Genomic DNA, 16,983 nt, shown 5'->3' on the forward strand with positions numbered 1-16,983 from the left:
GCTCGGCCGTCGCTCTTTGTAGAGTCGAGCCATGCTCGACTGCGGTGGAAAGACAGTCGAGCATGGCTCGACTCTACAAGGCGGGCACCGGCCGCCCCCATGCGACAATGGCCGCCCCCACGCCTTCCCGGGCCGCTCCACGCGGCCCGCCGTCGTCCTGATGTCCAGCCCCACTTCCCGTATCGCCACCGCTTCTCCTCGCGTCGCGCTGGGGGGTATCGGCCTGGCCGCGATCGGCGCCATCGCTGCTTCCGGCAAGGCGATCATCGTCAAGCTCGGCCTGCGCCACGGCGTTGATGCCACCACCTTGCTCGCGCTGCGCATGCTGATGGCGCTGCCGCTGTTCGTACTGATGGCGCTGTGGGCCGCGCGCCGGGCCGAACCACTGTCCTGGGCCGACCGTGCCCGCGTGCTGTGGCTGGGTTTCACCGGCTACTACCTGTCCAGCCTGCTCGACTTCCAGGGCCTGCAGTACATCAGCGTGACGCTGGAACGGCTGATCCTGTACTTGAACCCGACCCTGGTGCTGCTGATCAACGTGCTGCTGGCGCGCCAGCGGCCGGGCCGATGGCAGATCGGCGCGCTGGTGCTGAGTTATCTGGGCGTGCTGCTGGCGTTCGGCCATGACCTGCAGCGTGAAGGCGGGCAGATCATCGTTGGCAGCCTGCTGGTGCTGGGCAGTGCGCTCAGCTATGCGCTGTACCTGTTCGGCAGCGGGCAGGTGGTCGCGCGCATCGGCGCGGTGCGGCTGACCGCTTACGCCAGCTGCGTGGCCAGCGTGCTGGTGCTGCTGCATTTCGCGGTGACCCATCCGCTGCCGCTGTTGTGGCAGGCACCGGCGCCGGTGCAGTGGTTGTCGCTGGTCAATGCCACCGTGTGCACGGTGTTGCCGGTGCTGGCGATCATGCTGGCGGTGCAGCGCGTGGGTTCGTCGCTGGCCGCGCAGGTCGGTATGCTGGGCCCTGTTTCCACCATCGTGATGAGCCTATGGCTGCTCGACGAACCGATGGGGCCGGCGCAGATCGCCGGCACCGTGCTGGTGCTGATCGGCGTACTGCTGGTAACCCGCCTGCGGCGCTGACGCCGGAGCAGGCGCGTGCGCGCATCCTGGCAGTGATCCGCGCGATCCCGGCGGGGCAGGTGATGGGCTATGGGCAGGTGGCGATGCGCGCGGGCCTGCCCGGGCGTGCACGCCTGACCGCGCGCATCCTGGGCCAGAACGACGACCCGGACCTGCCCTGGCATCGCGTGCTGCGCTCGGATGGGCGCATTGCCATGGAGGAAGGTTCGGCCGGTTGGCGCGAACAGTCACAGCGGTTGCGCGCGGAGGGCGTGGTGGTGGAGAACGGCCGGGTGCGGATGCCGGCGGCTGATCCGGCGGCGGCACTGGATGCCGCCGTGTGGGGACCGGGCTGAGCACCGCTGGCGACTGAACGGGCCGCGCCTGCCGGTCGCCAACAAGACGCGGTGCTGCGGCTATGATGGAGGCCGTTCCATGCCGGTGCTCCCATGTTCCCGCGACTGCCAACCGTCACCAAGGCCCTGCTGATCGCCAACGCGATCCTGTTCCTGCTGCAGCAGCCGTTCCTGCTCGGCATGCAGACCTTCGAGCCGTTCATGCTGCAACCGTTGCAGCAGGGCTTCGATGCGTTCTCGCCGGGCGGTAACTTCCAGCCCTGGCAGCTGCTGACCTATGGCTTCCTGCATGGCAGCTTCGGCCATCTGTTCTTCAACATGCTGGCGGTCTTCATGTTCGGCGCGCCGCTGGAGCAGACCTGGGGCGAGAAGCGCTTCCTGCTGTATTACCTGGTCTGCGTGGCCGGTGCCGGTGTCTGCCAGCTGCTGGTGGGCACGCTGCTGGAAAACCCGGCCACGGTGCTGGGCGCCTCCGGCGGCGTGTTTGGCCTGCTGCTGGCCTACGGCATGCTGTTCCCCAACCAGCGGGTGATGCTGCTGTTCCCGCCGATCCCGATGAAGGCACGGACCTTCGTGATCCTGTTTGGCGTGGGCGAGCTGGTGCTGGGCATGACCGGCTGGCAGCCCGGCGTGGCCCATTTCGCGCACCTGGGCGGCATGCTGTTCGGCTGGTTGCTGATCCGCTACTGGCGCGGGCAGCCGCCGTTCAACAAGCGCCGCCCCCCCGGCCCGCCGAATCGCCCGAACCACCTGCGCAGCGTCAAATGATCCGAAGGATCATTTGACGCTGTAGGTGCCAACCTTGGTTGGCACGCTTTGAATGGGATCATTTGACGCTGTAGGTGCCGGCCGTTGGTCGGCACACCTTGTCCCACGCGGGTAGGTGCCAACCTTGGTTGGCACGCTGTCGATGTTGTAGGTGCCGACCGTTGGTCGGCACACCTCTACAGATCCTGCAGCACCACCTGCGCGGCGTTGTGCCCCGGCGCACCGGTGACGCCACCGCCGGGATGGGTGCCCGCACCGCACAGGTACAGGCCGGGCAGGGCGCCGCGATAGCCGGCCTGGCCGACCATCGGCCGTGCCGAGAACAGCTGGTTGGCACTTAGTGCGCCGTGGAAGATGTCGCCACCGACCAGGCCGAAGATCCGCTCCAGATCCAGCGGTGACAGTACCTGCCGACCGAGCACGCTGTCGGCGAAGCCGGGCGCATACCGTTCAACGGTGGCAATCATCAGGTCGGCCACGGTTTCCCGGTGATCATCCCAATGGCGGCCCTCAGGCAACACCGGTGCCACGTGCTGGCAGAACAGGCTGGCCACATGCTGCCCGGGCGGCGCCAGCGAATCGTCCAGCGTGCTCGGAATCAGCATCTCCACGATCGGCTCGCGCGACCAGCCGTCGCGGCGCGCATCCAGCCAGGCGCGGTCCATGTAGTCCAGGCTGGGGGCCATGATGATGCCGGCGCTGAGGTGATCGCCGGGGCCGGGCAGGGCGCTGAAATCCGGCAGCCGCGACAGCGCCACGTTCATCCGGAGCGTGCCCGAACCACAGCGCCAGTTCGCCATGCGTTCGCGCGTTGCGTTGGGTACCTGTGCTGGTTCCAGCAATTGTTCGTACAGTAGCTTCGGATTGACGTTGGCGACCACCGCGCGTGCGCGCAGGATTTCGCCGTTGGCCAGTTCCACGCCCACCGCGCGGCCCTGTTCGATCCGCACGCGCTGCACCCCGGCCTCCACGCGCAGTTCCGCACCGGCCTCGCGTGCCGAGGCCGCAATCGCCTGGCTGATCGCGCCCATGCCACCAATCGCATGGCCCCACGCACCTTTCACGCCATTGCACTGGCCGAACACGTGGTGCAGCAGCACGTAGGCGCTGCCCGGTGCATAGGGGCTGGCGTAGTTGCCGACGATGCCATCGAAGCCAAACAGGGCCTTGATCGGCTCGCTCTCGAACCAGCGGTCCAGATACTCGGCCGCTGAGAGCGTGAACAGGTCCAGCAGTTCCTGCCGCAGCGAGGCATCCAGCGTCGCCAGTTCACGACCAAGGCGACCCATCTGCCACAGGGCGGGCAGGGCGCGCCAACCGGCTGCTGCACCCAGGTCCGGCGGCGTGCGCAGGGCCCATGCGCGCAGTACGTCGGCGAAGATCTCCAGGCGTGCCTCGTACGCGGGCAAGTGCTGCGCATCCCGCTCGGAGAACTTCGCCACCTCGGCCTGGGTGCGACCGGGTGCTGACAGCAGATAGCGGTCATCAGGCAACGGCAGGAAGTTGTTGGCAGGACGCGCGACGATGCGCAGTCCATGGGCATGCAACTGCAGGTCGTCGATTACCTTCGGCTGCAGCAGCGATACCGTGTACGACGCCACCGAGTTGCGGAAACCGGGATGGAATTCCTCGGTGACTGCGGCACCGCCGAGAACGCCACGACGTTCCAGCACCAGCACCTTCTTTCCGGCGCGCGCCAGATAGGCCGCGCAGACCAGGCCGTTGTGGCCACCACCAACGACGATCGCATCCCAGGTCATCAGCACCTCTGAAAAGGGGACGGAGGGGATTAAGTCGCAATCTGCATCTGCGCACAGGACATGGGGAGAAACGACTTAATCCCCTCCGTCCCCTTTTTTGATTGCCGCTTCGATGGTGGCGATGTCGATCTTCTTCATCGGCATCATTGCGTTGAAGGCGCGCTTGGCCAGTGCCTTGTCCTTGCTGGTCACCGCTTCGATCAGCATGCGCGGGCTGATCTGCCAGGAGATGCCCCAGCGGTCCTTGCACCAGCCGCATTGGCTCTCCTGTCCACCGTTGCCGACGATCGCATTCCACAGGCGGTCGGTCTCGGCCTGGTCTTCGGTCTGGATCTGGAAAGAGAAGGCTTCGCTGTGCTTGAACGCGGTGCCGCCGTTGAGGCCGACGCAGGGGATGCCGCAGACGGTGAATTCGACGGTCAGCACGTTGCCTTCCTTGCCGTCGGGATAGTCACCGGGGGCGTGATGCACGGCGGTCACTGCGCTGTCTGGCAGGAGGCTGGCATAGAAGGTGGCGGCCTCGAGCGCGCCGTTGTCGTACCAGACACAGATGGTGTTCTTGTGTGCCATGTCGGGGCTCCGCGATGGACGAAGCCGCAGCGATAGCACGCCGGGTGTTAACCCGGGATCTCCACGCCGGGGCATCACGCACCGTTGATGGAGACTGCAATCTGGAAGCCAAGTCGCTAATTTTCAAACAGAACGTGAACGGAGTTCACGTTTGTATCGAAATTTCTCTTTTAATTTCAATTGGTTGTTTTTGTTCAGCTGGCATTGCAAATTGAGGATTGGGGAAATTAATATTTGGTTCAGCTGAAACAGAAGCGTCGCTTCTGTGCAGCGCTTCTGCAACAGCAGCCTGATCTCCGTCGAATCAAGGAAACTCAATGAGCAGCAGCAAGCACGTCACAAGGTTGAAGCGCACCGCGCTGGCGGTGGTCATGACGTCTTTCATTGGCGCCGCCGCGGCACAGAGCACGACCGGTTCGTTGTTTGGCAATGCGCCTGCCGGTACCACCATCGTCGTGCAGAGTGACACGGGCCTGACCCGGTCGGCGACCGTCGACAGCAGCGGCCGCTACAATCTAGGTTCCTTGCCAGTGGGTAAATACACCATTACCCAGCAGCGTGATGGCCAGACCATCGAGCGACGTGAGAATGTGCTGCTGAGGGTAGGCGGTGGCACCGAGGTGTCGTTTGGCGGCGGTGCGGCCGGAGCAACTACGCTTGGCACTGTGAACGTTGTTGCGGCCAACGTGCCGAAGATCGACGTCAGCAATACTGTCTCCAAGTCGGTGATCACCTCCGAGCAACTCGACGTGTTGCCCCTGGGCCGTAGCGCCGAAGCCATTGCGCTGCTGGCGCCGGGCGTGGTGTCTGGCAGTGGATCCTTTACCAATGGTTCGCGGTCGGTGCTGTCGTTCGGTGGCTCCAGCGTTACCGAGAACGCCTACTACCTCAATGGCTTCAACGCCTCCAACCCGCTCAGCAACCTCGGTGGTGTCAGCCTGCCCTATGGCTCGATCGACCAGCAGGAAACCTACATGGGCGGCTACGGTGCCGGCTATGGTCGCTCCACCGGTGGCGTGATCAATCAGCTGGGCAAGCGCGGTACCAACGAATGGCATTTTGGTGTCCAAGCTACGTGGGCACCTGACTCGTTGGCCGCCTCCGCAGCGACGGTGATGTATCCGGACCGCGAGTTGCCTGCAGGCTATGCCTATACCAAGGACTCGCTACGTGGCAGCCTTTATCGCTACCGCAAGGACGATGCCGCGACTCGCACCACCTACAGCGGTTATGCCAGTGGCCCGTTGATCGAGGATCGCCTGTTCATCCATCTGGCCGCCGAGAAGGACCGTACGGAAGGCGTGTCGACGAACAGTGCGGCGGCTTCGCAACAGGTTCGCAACCACTACACGATCGACACGCCAAAGTTCTATGGCAAGATCGACTGGAACATCAACGACAGCAATACCCTTGAGTACACACGTGTGCAGAACACCGATCGCACTGGTGGCTACTACCGGTCGTTCGAGTACGACGACCTGACCGAAGGCGATCGCACCGGTACCTTCCCGAACACCACGAAGGTCAAGGACGATTTCGATATTTTCAAGTACACCGGCTACCTGACTGATGACCTGACCCTCAGCGCGGTCTGGGGACGCAGCAAGCAGATCAACCTGGAATCCAACCCTGCCTCGTCCGGCATCCCCTATCTCAGTGCCCCGGGTAACCAGGACCCGGCCATCACGGGTGGGCGTCCCATCCGCAACAGCCAGCCTGAGCTCTATGAAAAGGCTGCAGATGCGGGCAGCAAGACTCGCGGCTTGCGACTGGATCTGCAGTATCGCATCGGTGACCACGAGCTGACCGGTGGTATCGACAACATGTATTACCAGGGGCACAACGAAGGCCAGAAGGTCACGGGCCCCGGCTATGCGTGGATCTATGGCCGTGTCGAACCCGGCGAATCGCCGAGCCCGCGCTTCGACATCGCGCCACCGCCAGGTGATGGCTACTTCGTGCAGAAGTACATCCTCTCCACGACCACCAGCATGTCAGTCAAGCAGAAGGCCTACTACCTGGAGGATCGCTGGCAAGTCACGCCGAACTGGCTGCTGACCATCGGCGTCCGCAACGACAAGTTCACCAACTACAACAGTGATGCCAGGCCCTATGTGGAGAGTGGCGATCAGTGGGCGCCGCGCCTTGGAGCAAGCTGGGACGTGTTCGGCGATTCGTCGCTGAAGTTGTTCGCCAATCTCGGTCGCTACTACCTGGCACTTCCGAACAGCGTGGCCATTCGCGGTGCTTCGGCATCGACCTTCACCCGCGAGTACTTTGCCTACAGCGGTATCGATGAGAACGGTGTTCCGACGGGCCTCACCGCGCTTGGCCCGGGCCCCGTGTCGTCCAACAACGAGTACGGCCAGACCCCGGATCCGCTGTCGGTAGCTCCAACAGACCTGAAGTCGCAGTACCAGGACGAACTCATTCTTGGTTTCGAGAAGACGCTGGGTGAGCGCTGGAACTCCGGTGCTAAATTCACCTATCGCCGCCTGCAGTCAGCTATCGACGACACCTGTGACTCGGACCGCATCATCGACAAGCTGGACGCGATGGGTGTTGATTCAAGCGATCTGGTGATCCCAGGTTGCGTGATCTTCAATCCCGGCAAGACGAACACCATCATGCTCAAGCATGCCGATGGTTCGGGCTATACGCCGGTACGGATGAGTTCGGCAGATTGGGGTTTCGGGAACAAGAAGGCCAAGCGCGATTACATTGCTGTGGACCTGTTCATCGAGCACCCGCTGAGTGACAAGTGGTATGGCCGCCTGGACTACACCTGGTCGCGCAACTTCGGCAACACCGAAGGCCAGGTGAAGTCGGACATCGGACAGGATGATGTTTCCAAGACGCAGGACTGGGATGCTGGGGCGTTGATGGAATACGCGGGCGGGTACCTCGCCAACGACCGGCGCCACCAGCTGAAGGGCTATGGTGCATACATGTTCAATGACGAGTGGTCGGCGTCGGCGACCCTGCGTGTCATGTCTGGAATGCCGAAGAGCTGCCTGGGCTACTACGGCACCGATGAAAGCGATCCTTTGGGTTACGATGCGGCGTATCACTATTGTGGTGGCACGCCGTCGCGCCCGGGTGATGCCGGCCGTACGCCATGGACCACGCGCGTGGATCTGGGTGTGATGTATCGCCCTGCGTTTGCCGATCACAAGTTGGCTTTCGGTCTGGATGTCTTCAATGTGCTCAATCAGCGTCGTGCCGTGCAGACCGATGCGGTATATGAGGATGCTCCCTACACCGTGTCGAACACCTACGGTATGGGCACGTTCTTCAGCGCACCGCGTTCGGTCCGTGTCAGTGCGTCCTACGACTTCTGATCGTAGTCACGTGTCGACCTCTCCATGAGATGAATTGGGCCCCGGCAATGCCGGGGTCCTTTTTTTGGAGTGACTCGCATGACCCGGCCTACCATAGGTTGACATCTACGGGGGGGGGGATGGTCCGGCCGCCGGCAGGCGGCCAAGGACGCCCGATGCATCGCATCGGGCGTCTGCACTTTAAGGCACAGGTGGGGCGCTCAGCGTTGCCGCGCATGGATCTTCTGGTAGTAGTCCGAACAGTACTGGATGCCGCGATCAGAGTGATGGAACAGCTTCTGCTGTGTCTTTCTTCCTTTCAATGTCATCTCCAGTGCCTGAGCTACCTGCTCTGTCTGCAGCGTTTCATGCACGTTCCAGACCACGATCTTGCGTGACCATGCATCCGTGATCAGGCTCAGTTACACGAATTTCCCCTGCGACGGCAGATAGGTGATATCCGCTACCCATGCCTGTTCGATACCGGTGGGTGTCACGCACCCTTCGTCCGGTTCGAGCAGGTTCGGATGCCTCCGGAAGCGATGATGGCTGTCGGTGGTCTTGTGATAACGGATCTGTTGGCACCAACAGGCGTGCTTCTTGAAACACCTCAGACACGCGGTCGCGCCCCAGGGCGATGCCCACCGCCTGTAGCTTCGGTTCGATCAAATGGTGCAGTTTGCGGGTAACGATCCGCGGCTGGCGTACGGCAATCGCTCACCAGTGCCTGTGCCGTGGCATCGACAGCGTGTCGCCGCTGATGACGGCGTCCAGTCTGACAGAACGCCTGCCGACTGATTGAAGGTCAGCGAGTAATCCCGCTGGCTGCGCCTGATTGTTGATTTCATTGAACATTCCTTTTCCAGAGGGAAAAGGTGTCAACCCAATTCAGGACGGGGCAGCACAAGGAAAAAGGCGCCCTGAAGGCACCCTTTTCCTGTTGTCGCTATAGCCGCACGATCAGCGCCAGACTTTGATCTGGTCGGCTTCGCTGCGCTGCATCGGCTGGCCGGCCTTGCAGCTGAAGGTGGCGCCGAAGGCCGGCAGGTTGGCCAGCGTGCCGTTGCTGCGCCACAGGCCCGGTGCACGGATGTCGGCGGTCAGGCGGCGTACGGCCTCGTTCGGCGCCAGCTGCTGCGCCCACAGCGCAGACCAGGCGCGGAAGAAGCCCTGCTGCTGGGCCTGCTTGGCCTTCGGCTCCTGCGCGACATACGCCGCCCAGGCCAGTTCCAGACCGGCGATGTCGGCCAGGTTCTCTTCCTGGGTGAGCGTGCCGTTGACCTTGGCACCCTTCACGCCCGGGAAGTCGTAGGCGCTGTACTGCGCGGCTACGCGGTTACCGAGCAGGGTCCAGGCGGTCTTGTCGGCCGGGGTCCACCAGCTGCGCAGCTCGCCCTTGGCGTCGACCAGCGCGCCCTTGGCATCGATCGCGCGGGTCAGCTCATGGCCGACCAGGCCACCGAAGCTGCCGAACTTGTCGGCAGCGTCGGCCTTGGCGTTGAACACCGGGCCCTGCAGGATCGCGGCGGTGACGATCAGGCGGTTCTGGGCCAGATCGTAGGCCAGCGACGGCTGCTGCGGCAGCACGTCCCAGCGACGGTCGGCATTGCCCTTGCCGATGCGCTTCATTTCCTCGCGATGGCGCCAGGTCGAAGCAATCAGCATGTTGCCACCGAACGAACCGCGGCCCATCGGCTGCACGCTGTAGTCGAGGTCGCGCAGCGGGGTGCCGATCTCGATCTTCAGCGCAGCCAGCTTGGCCTGCGCTTCGGCCTTGGCTTCGGTGCTCATCCAGCTGCTGTTCTTGACCGCTTCGATCTGCACTTCGCGCACCTTGTCGACGATCCACGCCGCCTGGCGACGATCTTCGGCGGACAGGTAACGGGCGGCGTATTCGCGACCGACCATCGGGCCAGCGGCTACGTTGATCGCCTCCAGCACGTCTTCCCAGCGCTGCGGCGGCAGGGTTTCGCCACGCAGCACGCGGCCGCGGAATTCGAACTCGGCGTCGCGGTAGGCCTTGGACAGGTACGGTGCCATCGAGTCGCCCACGCGCCAGCGCAGGTAGGCCTTCCACTGGTCCGGCTTGAGCTTGGTGACCATGCCGTCGAGCTGCTTGAACAGGCCCGGGTCGGCCAGCGAGACCAGGTCGTCATCCACGCCCTGTGCCTTCAGGAAGGCATCCAGCTGCAGGTTGCGGTAGCGGCTGTTGAGCTCCTTGGTGGAGATCGGCGCGTAGTTGTTGAACGGGTTGTTGATGCCGGCCAGCGACTGCGCATTGCGTGCCAGCTCGGTTTCCAGCGCGATCACCGCCTGCGACTCGGCATCCAGCTTGGTCGCCGGGGTGCCGGTCAGCGCCAGGATCTGCTTGACGTAGTTGCGGTAGCGGCCCATCAGCGCCACGGTGTCGGCGTCGGTACGGGTATAGAACGCCGGATCCGGCAGGCCCATGCCGCCCTGCATGAAGTAGCCGATGTGACGGTCCAGTGCTTTCAGATCGACGTCGGGGCCGAAGTTGAATGCCACCGGGATGCCGACCTGGTGCAGTGCGGCGATCGAGGCCGGCACATCCTTGGCCTTCTTGATGGCGTTGATGCGGGTCAGCAGCGGGGCGATCGGGTTGGAGCCGTCTGCTTCCACGGCAGCTTCGTCCAGGCCACTGGCCCAGAAGTCACCCAGCAGCTTCTGCACATTGCCCTGCGGCGCCTTCATCGCTGCGTCGAGCAGTTCACGCTGCTGCTGGCGGCTGCGGTCGACCAGCTGGCCCAGCGCGGTGGTGGCGCCGGTCTGCGGCACCGGGTTGGCCTTCAGCCAGCCTGCATTGGTGGCGTCGTAGAAGTCGCTGCACTGGGCACTGACAGCCGGGGCACGCGCGGCCTTTTTCTTGGCGGCGAAGGCATCGTGGGTCGGGACCAGAGTCGCCAGGCTGATGCCCAGGGCGATTGCAAGCGGACGGAAATTGGGCATGTGGAACGAATCCGTGATGGATTGAGGGCGCGCGCACTATAGCAAGCCGCGCATGGGCGCGGCATGCACGCATCACGGCGTATCCGCCGGGCATGGTCCGGCGCTACCGGGTGTGCGGCATCGACACCGCATGCACGCATCACGGTGGCTCCGCCATGCTGTGCGCCAACCAAGGTCGGCATCTACCAACGGCGTGGGCCTGCACAGGCGCAGCAGATCCACGCCATGCGTGGATGACGGGCGCCGCAAAAAACAAAGGCCCGGGAATTCCCGGGCCTCTGCAGGTCTACCTTGGCATCAGCCAGGGCTTACCAGATCACCACCTGCTGCTCGCCGGCGCGGGCCATCGGCGAACCGGCCTTGCACTGGAAGGCCGCAGCAAAGGTCGGCAGGTTCGACGGCGCACCCATGGCTCGGAACTGCGCCGGCGCGTGCGGGTCAGTGGCCAGGCGGACCTTGGCGTTTTCCGGGGTGTACTTGGTGCGCCACACGGTGGCCCAGTTGAAGAAGAAGCGCTGGTCGCGGGTGAATCCATCGACCTTTGCATCTTCCTTGCCGGCGGAGGCCTTCTGCAGGGCGTCGTAGGCGGTAGCCAGGCCGCCCAGGTCGGCGATGTTCTCGCCCAGGGTCAGGTGACCGTTCACGGCCTGGCCGTCGACCTTGTACTGGTCGAACTGCTTGACCAGCTTGCCGGTCAAGCCTTCGAAGTTCTTCTTGTCAGCGGCGGTCCACCAGTCTTCCATGTTGCCGGTCGGCCCGAAGCGTGCACCCTGGTCGTCGTAACCGTGGGTCATTTCGTGGCCGATCACCGCACCGATGCCGCCATAGTTCAGTGCGTCGTCGGCCTTCGGATCGAAGAACGGCGGCTGCAGGATGGCGGCCGGGAACACGATCTCGTTCTGCAGCGGGTTGTAGTAGGCGTTGACCGTCTGCGGGGTCATGCCCCACTCGGTCTTGTCCACCGGCTTGCCGATCTTGGACAGATTGAACTTGTAGTTGAACTCACTGGCTGCGCGCACATTGCCCAGGTAGCTGTCGCGCTGGGTCTGCAGGCCCGCCCAGTCACGCCACTTGTCCGGGTAACCGATCTTCGGGGTGAAGGTTTCCCACTTGGCGATGGCCTTGGCCTTGGTTTCATCGCTCATCCAGCTCAGGCCCTGGATGCGTTCCTTCAGCGAAGCGGCCAGGTTCTTCACCAGCTCTTCCATCTTCGCCTTGGCTTCCGGCGAGAAGGCAACCTTCACGTACAGCTGGCCGAAGGCTTCACCGGCGTCGTTCTCGATGGTGCCCAGCACGCGCTTCCAGCGCGGCTTCTGTTCCTTCTGGCCATTGAGGGTCTTGCCGTAGAACTCGTAGTTCTCCTGCACGAAGGCATCGGCCAGGTACGGCGAGGCGCTGTCCACGGTGTGGAAGCGCAGGTAGGCGCGCCACACCGACGGATCGGTATCGCCCAGCGCCTTGCTCACTTCCTCATGGAAGGCCGGCATGGCCAGCGAGAACTTCTCCGGCGCGGCTACGCCCTGCGACTTGAAGAACTCGGTCCAGCTGAAGTTCGGGGTCAGCTTGTCCGCGTCGGCCAGGGTGACCGGGTTGTAGTACAGCTCGACGTTGCGCGACAGCTCCACGCGCGACTTGGAGGCCTTGGCCAGGCGGGTCTCGAACTTGACCACGTCCTCGGCCTGCTTGGCAGCGTCGGCAGCGGCGACGCCGGACAGCTCCAGCACCTTGGCGACGTGCGCCTGGTAGGCCTTCAGCTTGTCGGCGTTCTTGGCATCGGTGTAGTAGGTGCTGTCCGGCAGGCCCAGGCCGCCCTGGCTGGCGTAGGCCAGGTTGACGGCCGAGTTCTTGAAGTCGGCTTCGGCGCCGAAGCCGAACAGGACGTTGTCACCCTTGGCCGCGCTGCTGCGCAGGTAGTCGGCGATGGCCGCCTTGTCCTGCAGGCCGTCGATCGCGGTCAGGTCGGCCTTCAGCGGCTCGATGCCCTGGGCATTGATCTTGGCTTCGTCCATGCCGGTGGCCCACAGGTCGCCGACGATCTTCTCGATATGGTTCGGGTTCTTGACCTGCGCGACCTGTTCAGCCAGCTGGTGCTGCACGGCCACCGAACGCTCGTCGAGGATGGTGAACGCGCCCCAGCTGGTGCGGTCGCCCGGAATTTCATTGGCGGCCAGCCACTTGCTGTTCACGTAGTCGCCGAAGGCGCCACAGGCGTCCTTGCTGGCATCCAGATCGCTGGGCTGGAAGGCGTTGTAGGCCGGCAGCTTGCTCTCGTCCAGCGTGTAGTTGGTGGCTTCGGCCGCAGCCGGCGTGGAGGCGGTGGCATCCTTGGCCGGGGTTTCGTTCTTGCCGCAGCCGACCAGCGCGGCCGAAACGGCCAGGGTCAGCAGCACGATCTTGGGAGTACGGGTCACTTTGATGGCCTCCAGGCCGAGTGAGTCAGGGAAGGGCCGCGGGGACGGCCGTGGGCCGAACAATACGCCGCCGGCCTGCCCTGCAAGGGTGTCGAAGGTCATGGCCGGGCGCAAGGGGGCAGGGCCGCGGCCGGAAAAAGACAGACCCGGCAAAAGCCGGGCCTGTCGGGGTGTTGCGGTTCTGGATGGATCAGAACTTGTAGGTGGCGCCCATATACATGTAACGGCCGATGTTGTCGTACATCGCTGAACCTACATCGGAGCCGAAGTAGTTCACCGGCGGGTCCTTGTCGAAGGCGTTGTCGATGCCCAGGTAGACGTCGATCTTGTCACCCGGGAAGCGGTAGCCGAACTGGAAGTTGTGGTACGTGTACGAGCCGTTGCGGATCGGACTGGTCTGTCCCGGGTTGGCCTGGTAGCTCTTCGGCTGCACACGCAGGTTCGGGCCGACGTAGGTCATGTCCCACGACGCGCGCCACTGGCCCAGCGAGTACTTGGTCTGCAACTGGCCACGCCAGCGCGGATCGGTCACCCAGGTAACGTTCTCGTCGTACTCGTTCGGGAAGGCCTGGAAGGCCCACTCGCGCGACTGCAGCAGACGGGTGCCCACTAGGCGGATGACGGTGTCACCCTCGGCCAGCTTGAAGCGGTAGTCCATTTCCAGATCGACGCCGACGCGACGCGAGCGGGCCAGGTTTTCGTTCAGCGCAACCCAGCGGCTGATCGAGTATTCCGGGAAGGTGCGGCCGCCAGCATCGGTCTTGCCGCCCACCGGTGCGCGTTCGATGAAGCCGCAGAAGCTGTTGTTGATCCCCCCCGGCGAATCCACGCAACGGGTTGCATTGGTCTGCGCGGTCACCGCACCAATGGCGTCCTTCAGACTGATCCACCAGTAGTCGACGGACATGCCGAAGCCCTGCAGGAAATCAGGCTGCCAGACCAGGCCATAGGTGAAGCTGCGTGCGCGTTCCGGCTTCAGGTCCGGATTGCCGCCGCTGACGCCCGGGCGGGTGGCAGTGTAGGTGTCGACCCAGCCGACCGGCACGCCCAGCGCCGAGCAGTTGGCCTGGCGCAGTGCCGGGTCCGCCGCGGTGTTCGGGCGGTTCGGGTTGGTGGCCAGGTAGTTGCAGGGGTCGTTGACCGTAGCGAAGTTTTCGCTCTGCGGGTTGTACAGCTCACCGATGCTCGGTGCGCGCACCGCCTGCGACAGGGTGCCGCGGGCACGCAGCGACGGGATGATGGTCCAGTCCAGGCCCACCTTCCAGGTGGTGGTCTTGCCGATGCTGCTGTAGTCCGACCAGCGGCCTGCGGCGTCCAGGGTCAGGTTGTAGATGCCCGGGATGTCGGCCAGCAGCGGCACGGTGGTTTCAACGAAGGCCTCGCGCACGTCGTACTTGCCCATGCGGTTGGGAATGGCGTTGAGGAAGGTCAGGCCCTGCGCGGCCAGCGGATCGGTGATTTCGCGGCTCTTTTCGCGGCGGTATTCCACACCACCGGCCACGCCGACATCACCGGCCGGCAGGCTGAAGAGCGAGCCGTTGGCCAGCGACGCGCTGAACACCGACTGCTGCAGGCGCGAGTAGTTGAACGAATTGACGTTCATCCAGTCACGCGCGGCCTGGGTCACAGCTCCGTTGCCGAACACCGAGAACGGTACGCAGCCTTCGCGGGCGAACTGCGAGTACACGCGGTTGCCGTTGTTGGGATTGGTCGCGTTCGGGTTCAGCGTGGTGCGGCAGACGATCTCGCCATTGGCCGGGTTGACCACGGTATCCAGGCCGGCCTGCCAACGCTCGTTGATGCGGTTGTTGAGGTTCCAGCGCTTGACTTCGCTCTGGCCCCAATTGCCGTAAACGTCGTAGGTCCAGTTCTCGGTCAGGTTGCCTTCCATGCCCAGCACGAAGCGCTGGGTATTGCGCTCCACGTGCTCACCACGCTGGCCGGCGTCGACGTTGAAGCGGCTCAGGGTCAGCTGGCTCAGGCCGGCGCTGGTCATCAGTGCGCGCAGTTCCGGCGACACGTAGGCGTTATCGCGCTGGATGCGCAGGGTCTGGTCGAACGACGGCTGTGCCAGGAAGTCGGACACCGTTTCGGTGTACTTGCCCTCGAAGTACAGGCGGTGGTTGTCGGTCAGGTCGAAGTTGACGACCGTGTTGATGCTCTTGCGGTCGAACTTCGGCTGCAGGTCGGCAACCGAGTTCAGGTCGGCGAAATCACAGTTCACGCAACTGGTTGCGCTGACCACGGTGCCGTCGTAGCGCTGCTTGCGGAAGGTGCCATCCGGGTTGAACTGGTAGCGGTTGCCCCAGGTAGCCGGATTGTTCGGGTTGAAGGTACCAATGTTGAAGGTACCGCCGAAGGAGATCGAGTGGTTGCCGCCCGGGCCTGCCAGCACGGTTTCCGGGTTGCTTTCGCTGGACGGCTTGCTGCTGTCGTAGTTCGGGTTGCGCACCGACACCAGGAACTCGTTGCCGATGGCGCGGTCGGTGCGGACGAAGCGGTCCTGCTTGCTGTATTCAAGGGCGACAGCGGCGTTGCCGCGGCCACCGGCGAAGTCGGTGCCGGCCGAGGCACTGATGAAGGAACGGTTGAATCCGCCTTCGCTGGCCATGCCCGTCTGACCGCGTACTTCAGCCCCGTCGAAGGACTTCTTCATGATGAAGTTGACCACGCCAGCCACGGCGTCGGCGCCGTACACCGCCGATGCACCACCGGTGATCACTTCCACGCGCTCGATCCATTCCACCGGAATGGTGTTGACGTCCACGGCGGAGGAGCCGGAGGTTGCGCCGACGTGACGGCGGCCATTGACCAGTACCAGGGTGCGGGAGGTGCCCATGCCACGCAGGTCCATCAGACCCACACCGGCGGTGCCGATGAAGCGGGTCGAGTTGCCCAAGGTATAGGTTGGGGTCAGCGCCGGCAGGCGGGTCATCAGGTCGCCGATATTGTTCGCACCGGTGGCACGGATTTCCTCGGCGGTGATGGCCGTAACCGGGGAGGGGGTCACGAAGCCGGTACGCGCAATGCGCGAGCCGGTCACGCTGACGCGATCGAGGTCGATCGGGTTGGAACCTGAGCTGGCTTCCTGGGCCAGGGCCGGGCCGGCAGCGGCCATCATCAGACCGACCAGCAGGGCGTTGGTCAGCGGGTGGCGGCCGGGAGTGCGGTTGTACGTCATCGAGTGGATCCCCCTAGTGGACAGAATTCTTTCGCTTCCGTGCAGTTGTTATGTTGATGTTCAGATGTCGTCCTGACTTGACGCGAACCTAACATGGTTTTAACGAAGCTTGACCATGTGCGGGGAGAGTTGACACATTCCGCATCAGCTGGCTACATAAAAGTGCAACAAATACAGCGACTTGGTATCAGTTGTAATCACGGCGTCGAGATCTTCCAGTGGATGCTGAATAGGCTGTTAAGGTCAACTTTGCGCAAAGTGGCGGTTGCCTTTGCGCGGGGAGACATGCGCGGGGAACCTGAGGGTCTCTGTGCCCGACGTGCCTGTAGGGTGCGTTCAGCTGCAGCAGGCTGGCGGGTCAGGGCGTGGCGACCGTCCTGCAAGGTGGGGCATCCCATCGCCCGCAGCCGGCCCGGCCAGGTCGCCTTGGGGCATCACCTCAAGATTGCATGAGGCGGCGAAGCAACCCGTTTGCGGGGCATTGGATTCATCAGGCGATCAATGCTCAGACGGGAGATCGGTAGGCCGTTCGAACGGCTTTTGAACGTAGTTGTGCTGCGCACCAATGTCGCCAACTTCCGCTGGGCTCA

Annotated in this window: 9 protein-coding genes and 1 pseudogene; 4 read left to right on the forward strand and 6 right to left on the reverse strand. The window is 63.8% G+C overall.

The window, feature by feature from the left end:
- Positions 1-160: 160 nt before the first annotated feature.
- The 3 genes from D5301_RS12195 to D5301_RS12205 all read left to right on the forward strand — a co-directional run bounded on the left by D5301_RS12195 (position 161) and on the right by D5301_RS12205 (position 2,184).
- Positions 161-1,081, forward strand: a complete 921-nt coding sequence (locus D5301_RS12195; protein ID WP_110713035.1) for a DMT family transporter — start codon at positions 161-163, stop codon at positions 1,079-1,081.
- The gene (locus D5301_RS12200) at positions 1,078-1,416 is read left to right on the forward strand and encodes an MGMT family protein (RefSeq protein ID WP_223846496.1); all 339 of its coding nucleotides are present in this window, start codon (positions 1,078-1,080) and stop codon (positions 1,414-1,416) included. The genes D5301_RS12195 and D5301_RS12200 overlap by 4 nt, the downstream gene beginning before the upstream one ends.
- A gap of 93 nt (positions 1,417-1,509) precedes the next feature.
- Positions 1,510-2,184, forward strand: a complete 675-nt coding sequence (locus D5301_RS12205) for a rhomboid family intramembrane serine protease (RefSeq protein WP_008267505.1) — start codon at positions 1,510-1,512, stop codon at positions 2,182-2,184.
- Between the two features lie 176 nt (positions 2,185-2,360).
- Here D5301_RS12205 and D5301_RS12210 read toward each other — a convergent pair whose 3' ends face one another.
- Together D5301_RS12210 and D5301_RS12215 are read right to left on the reverse strand one after the other, a co-directional pair.
- On the reverse strand, positions 2,361-3,944 hold the full coding sequence (locus tag D5301_RS12210) for an NAD(P)/FAD-dependent oxidoreductase (RefSeq protein ID WP_153855800.1): 1,584 nt from the start codon (positions 3,942-3,944) through the stop codon (positions 2,361-2,363).
- A 75-nt stretch (positions 3,945-4,019) separates the two neighbouring features.
- A complete protein-coding gene (locus D5301_RS12215) occupies positions 4,020-4,514 on the reverse strand; it encodes a VOC family protein (protein ID WP_110713034.1) in 495 nt (164 codons plus the stop codon).
- A 317-nt stretch (positions 4,515-4,831) separates the two neighbouring features.
- On the opposite strand from D5301_RS12215, the gene D5301_RS12220 reads away from it, so the two are divergent.
- Entirely contained in the window at positions 4,832-7,855 is a 3,024-nt protein-coding gene (locus tag D5301_RS12220) for a TonB-dependent receptor (RefSeq protein ID WP_110713032.1), read from the forward strand.
- 203 nt (positions 7,856-8,058) lie between these two features.
- Here D5301_RS12220 and D5301_RS24245 read toward each other — a convergent pair.
- The 4 genes and pseudogenes from D5301_RS24245 to D5301_RS12240 all read right to left on the reverse strand — a co-directional run.
- A pseudogene (locus D5301_RS24245) lies at positions 8,059-8,558 on the reverse strand (DDE-type integrase/transposase/recombinase); the annotation flags it as partial.
- Positions 8,559-8,794: 236 nt separating this feature from the next.
- Positions 8,795-10,801, reverse strand: coding sequence for a M13 family metallopeptidase (locus D5301_RS12230; protein ID WP_153855802.1), 2,007 nt, complete (start codon positions 10,799-10,801; stop codon positions 8,795-8,797).
- A gap of 308 nt (positions 10,802-11,109) precedes the next feature.
- Complete coding sequence (locus tag D5301_RS12235) at positions 11,110-13,212, reverse strand: M13-type metalloendopeptidase (protein ID WP_049398732.1); 2,103 nt, start codon at positions 13,210-13,212, stop codon at positions 11,110-11,112.
- A 190-nt stretch (positions 13,213-13,402) separates the two neighbouring features.
- Complete coding sequence (locus tag D5301_RS12240) at positions 13,403-16,417, reverse strand: TonB-dependent receptor (RefSeq protein WP_164146818.1); 3,015 nt, start codon at positions 16,415-16,417, stop codon at positions 13,403-13,405.
- Positions 16,418-16,983: the final 566 nt, after the last annotated feature.

Source organism: Stenotrophomonas sp. MH181796, from assembly GCF_009659995.1.
Lineage (GTDB): Bacteria > Pseudomonadota > Gammaproteobacteria > Xanthomonadales > Xanthomonadaceae > Stenotrophomonas > Stenotrophomonas riyadhensis.

Bases quoted from the DNA above. Each gene is read 5' to 3' on its own strand.
- D5301_RS12220 (WP_110713032.1), top strand. From the start codon at position 4,832: ATGAGCAGCAGCAAGCACGTCACAAGGTTGAAGCGCACCGCGCTGGCG.
- D5301_RS12205 (WP_008267505.1), top strand. From the start codon at position 1,510: ATGTTCCCGCGACTGCCAACCGTCACCAAGGCCCTGCTGATCGCCAAC.
- D5301_RS12230 (WP_153855802.1), bottom strand. From the start codon at position 10,801: ATGCCCAATTTCCGTCCGCTTGCAATCGCCCTGGGCATCAGCCTGGCG.
- D5301_RS12215 (WP_110713034.1), bottom strand. From the start codon at position 4,514: ATGGCACACAAGAACACCATCTGTGTCTGGTACGACAACGGCGCGCTC.
- D5301_RS12195 (WP_110713035.1), top strand. From the start codon at position 161: ATGTCCAGCCCCACTTCCCGTATCGCCACCGCTTCTCCTCGCGTCGCG.
- D5301_RS12210 (WP_153855800.1), bottom strand. From the start codon at position 3,944: ATGACCTGGGATGCGATCGTCGTTGGTGGTGGCCACAACGGCCTGGTC.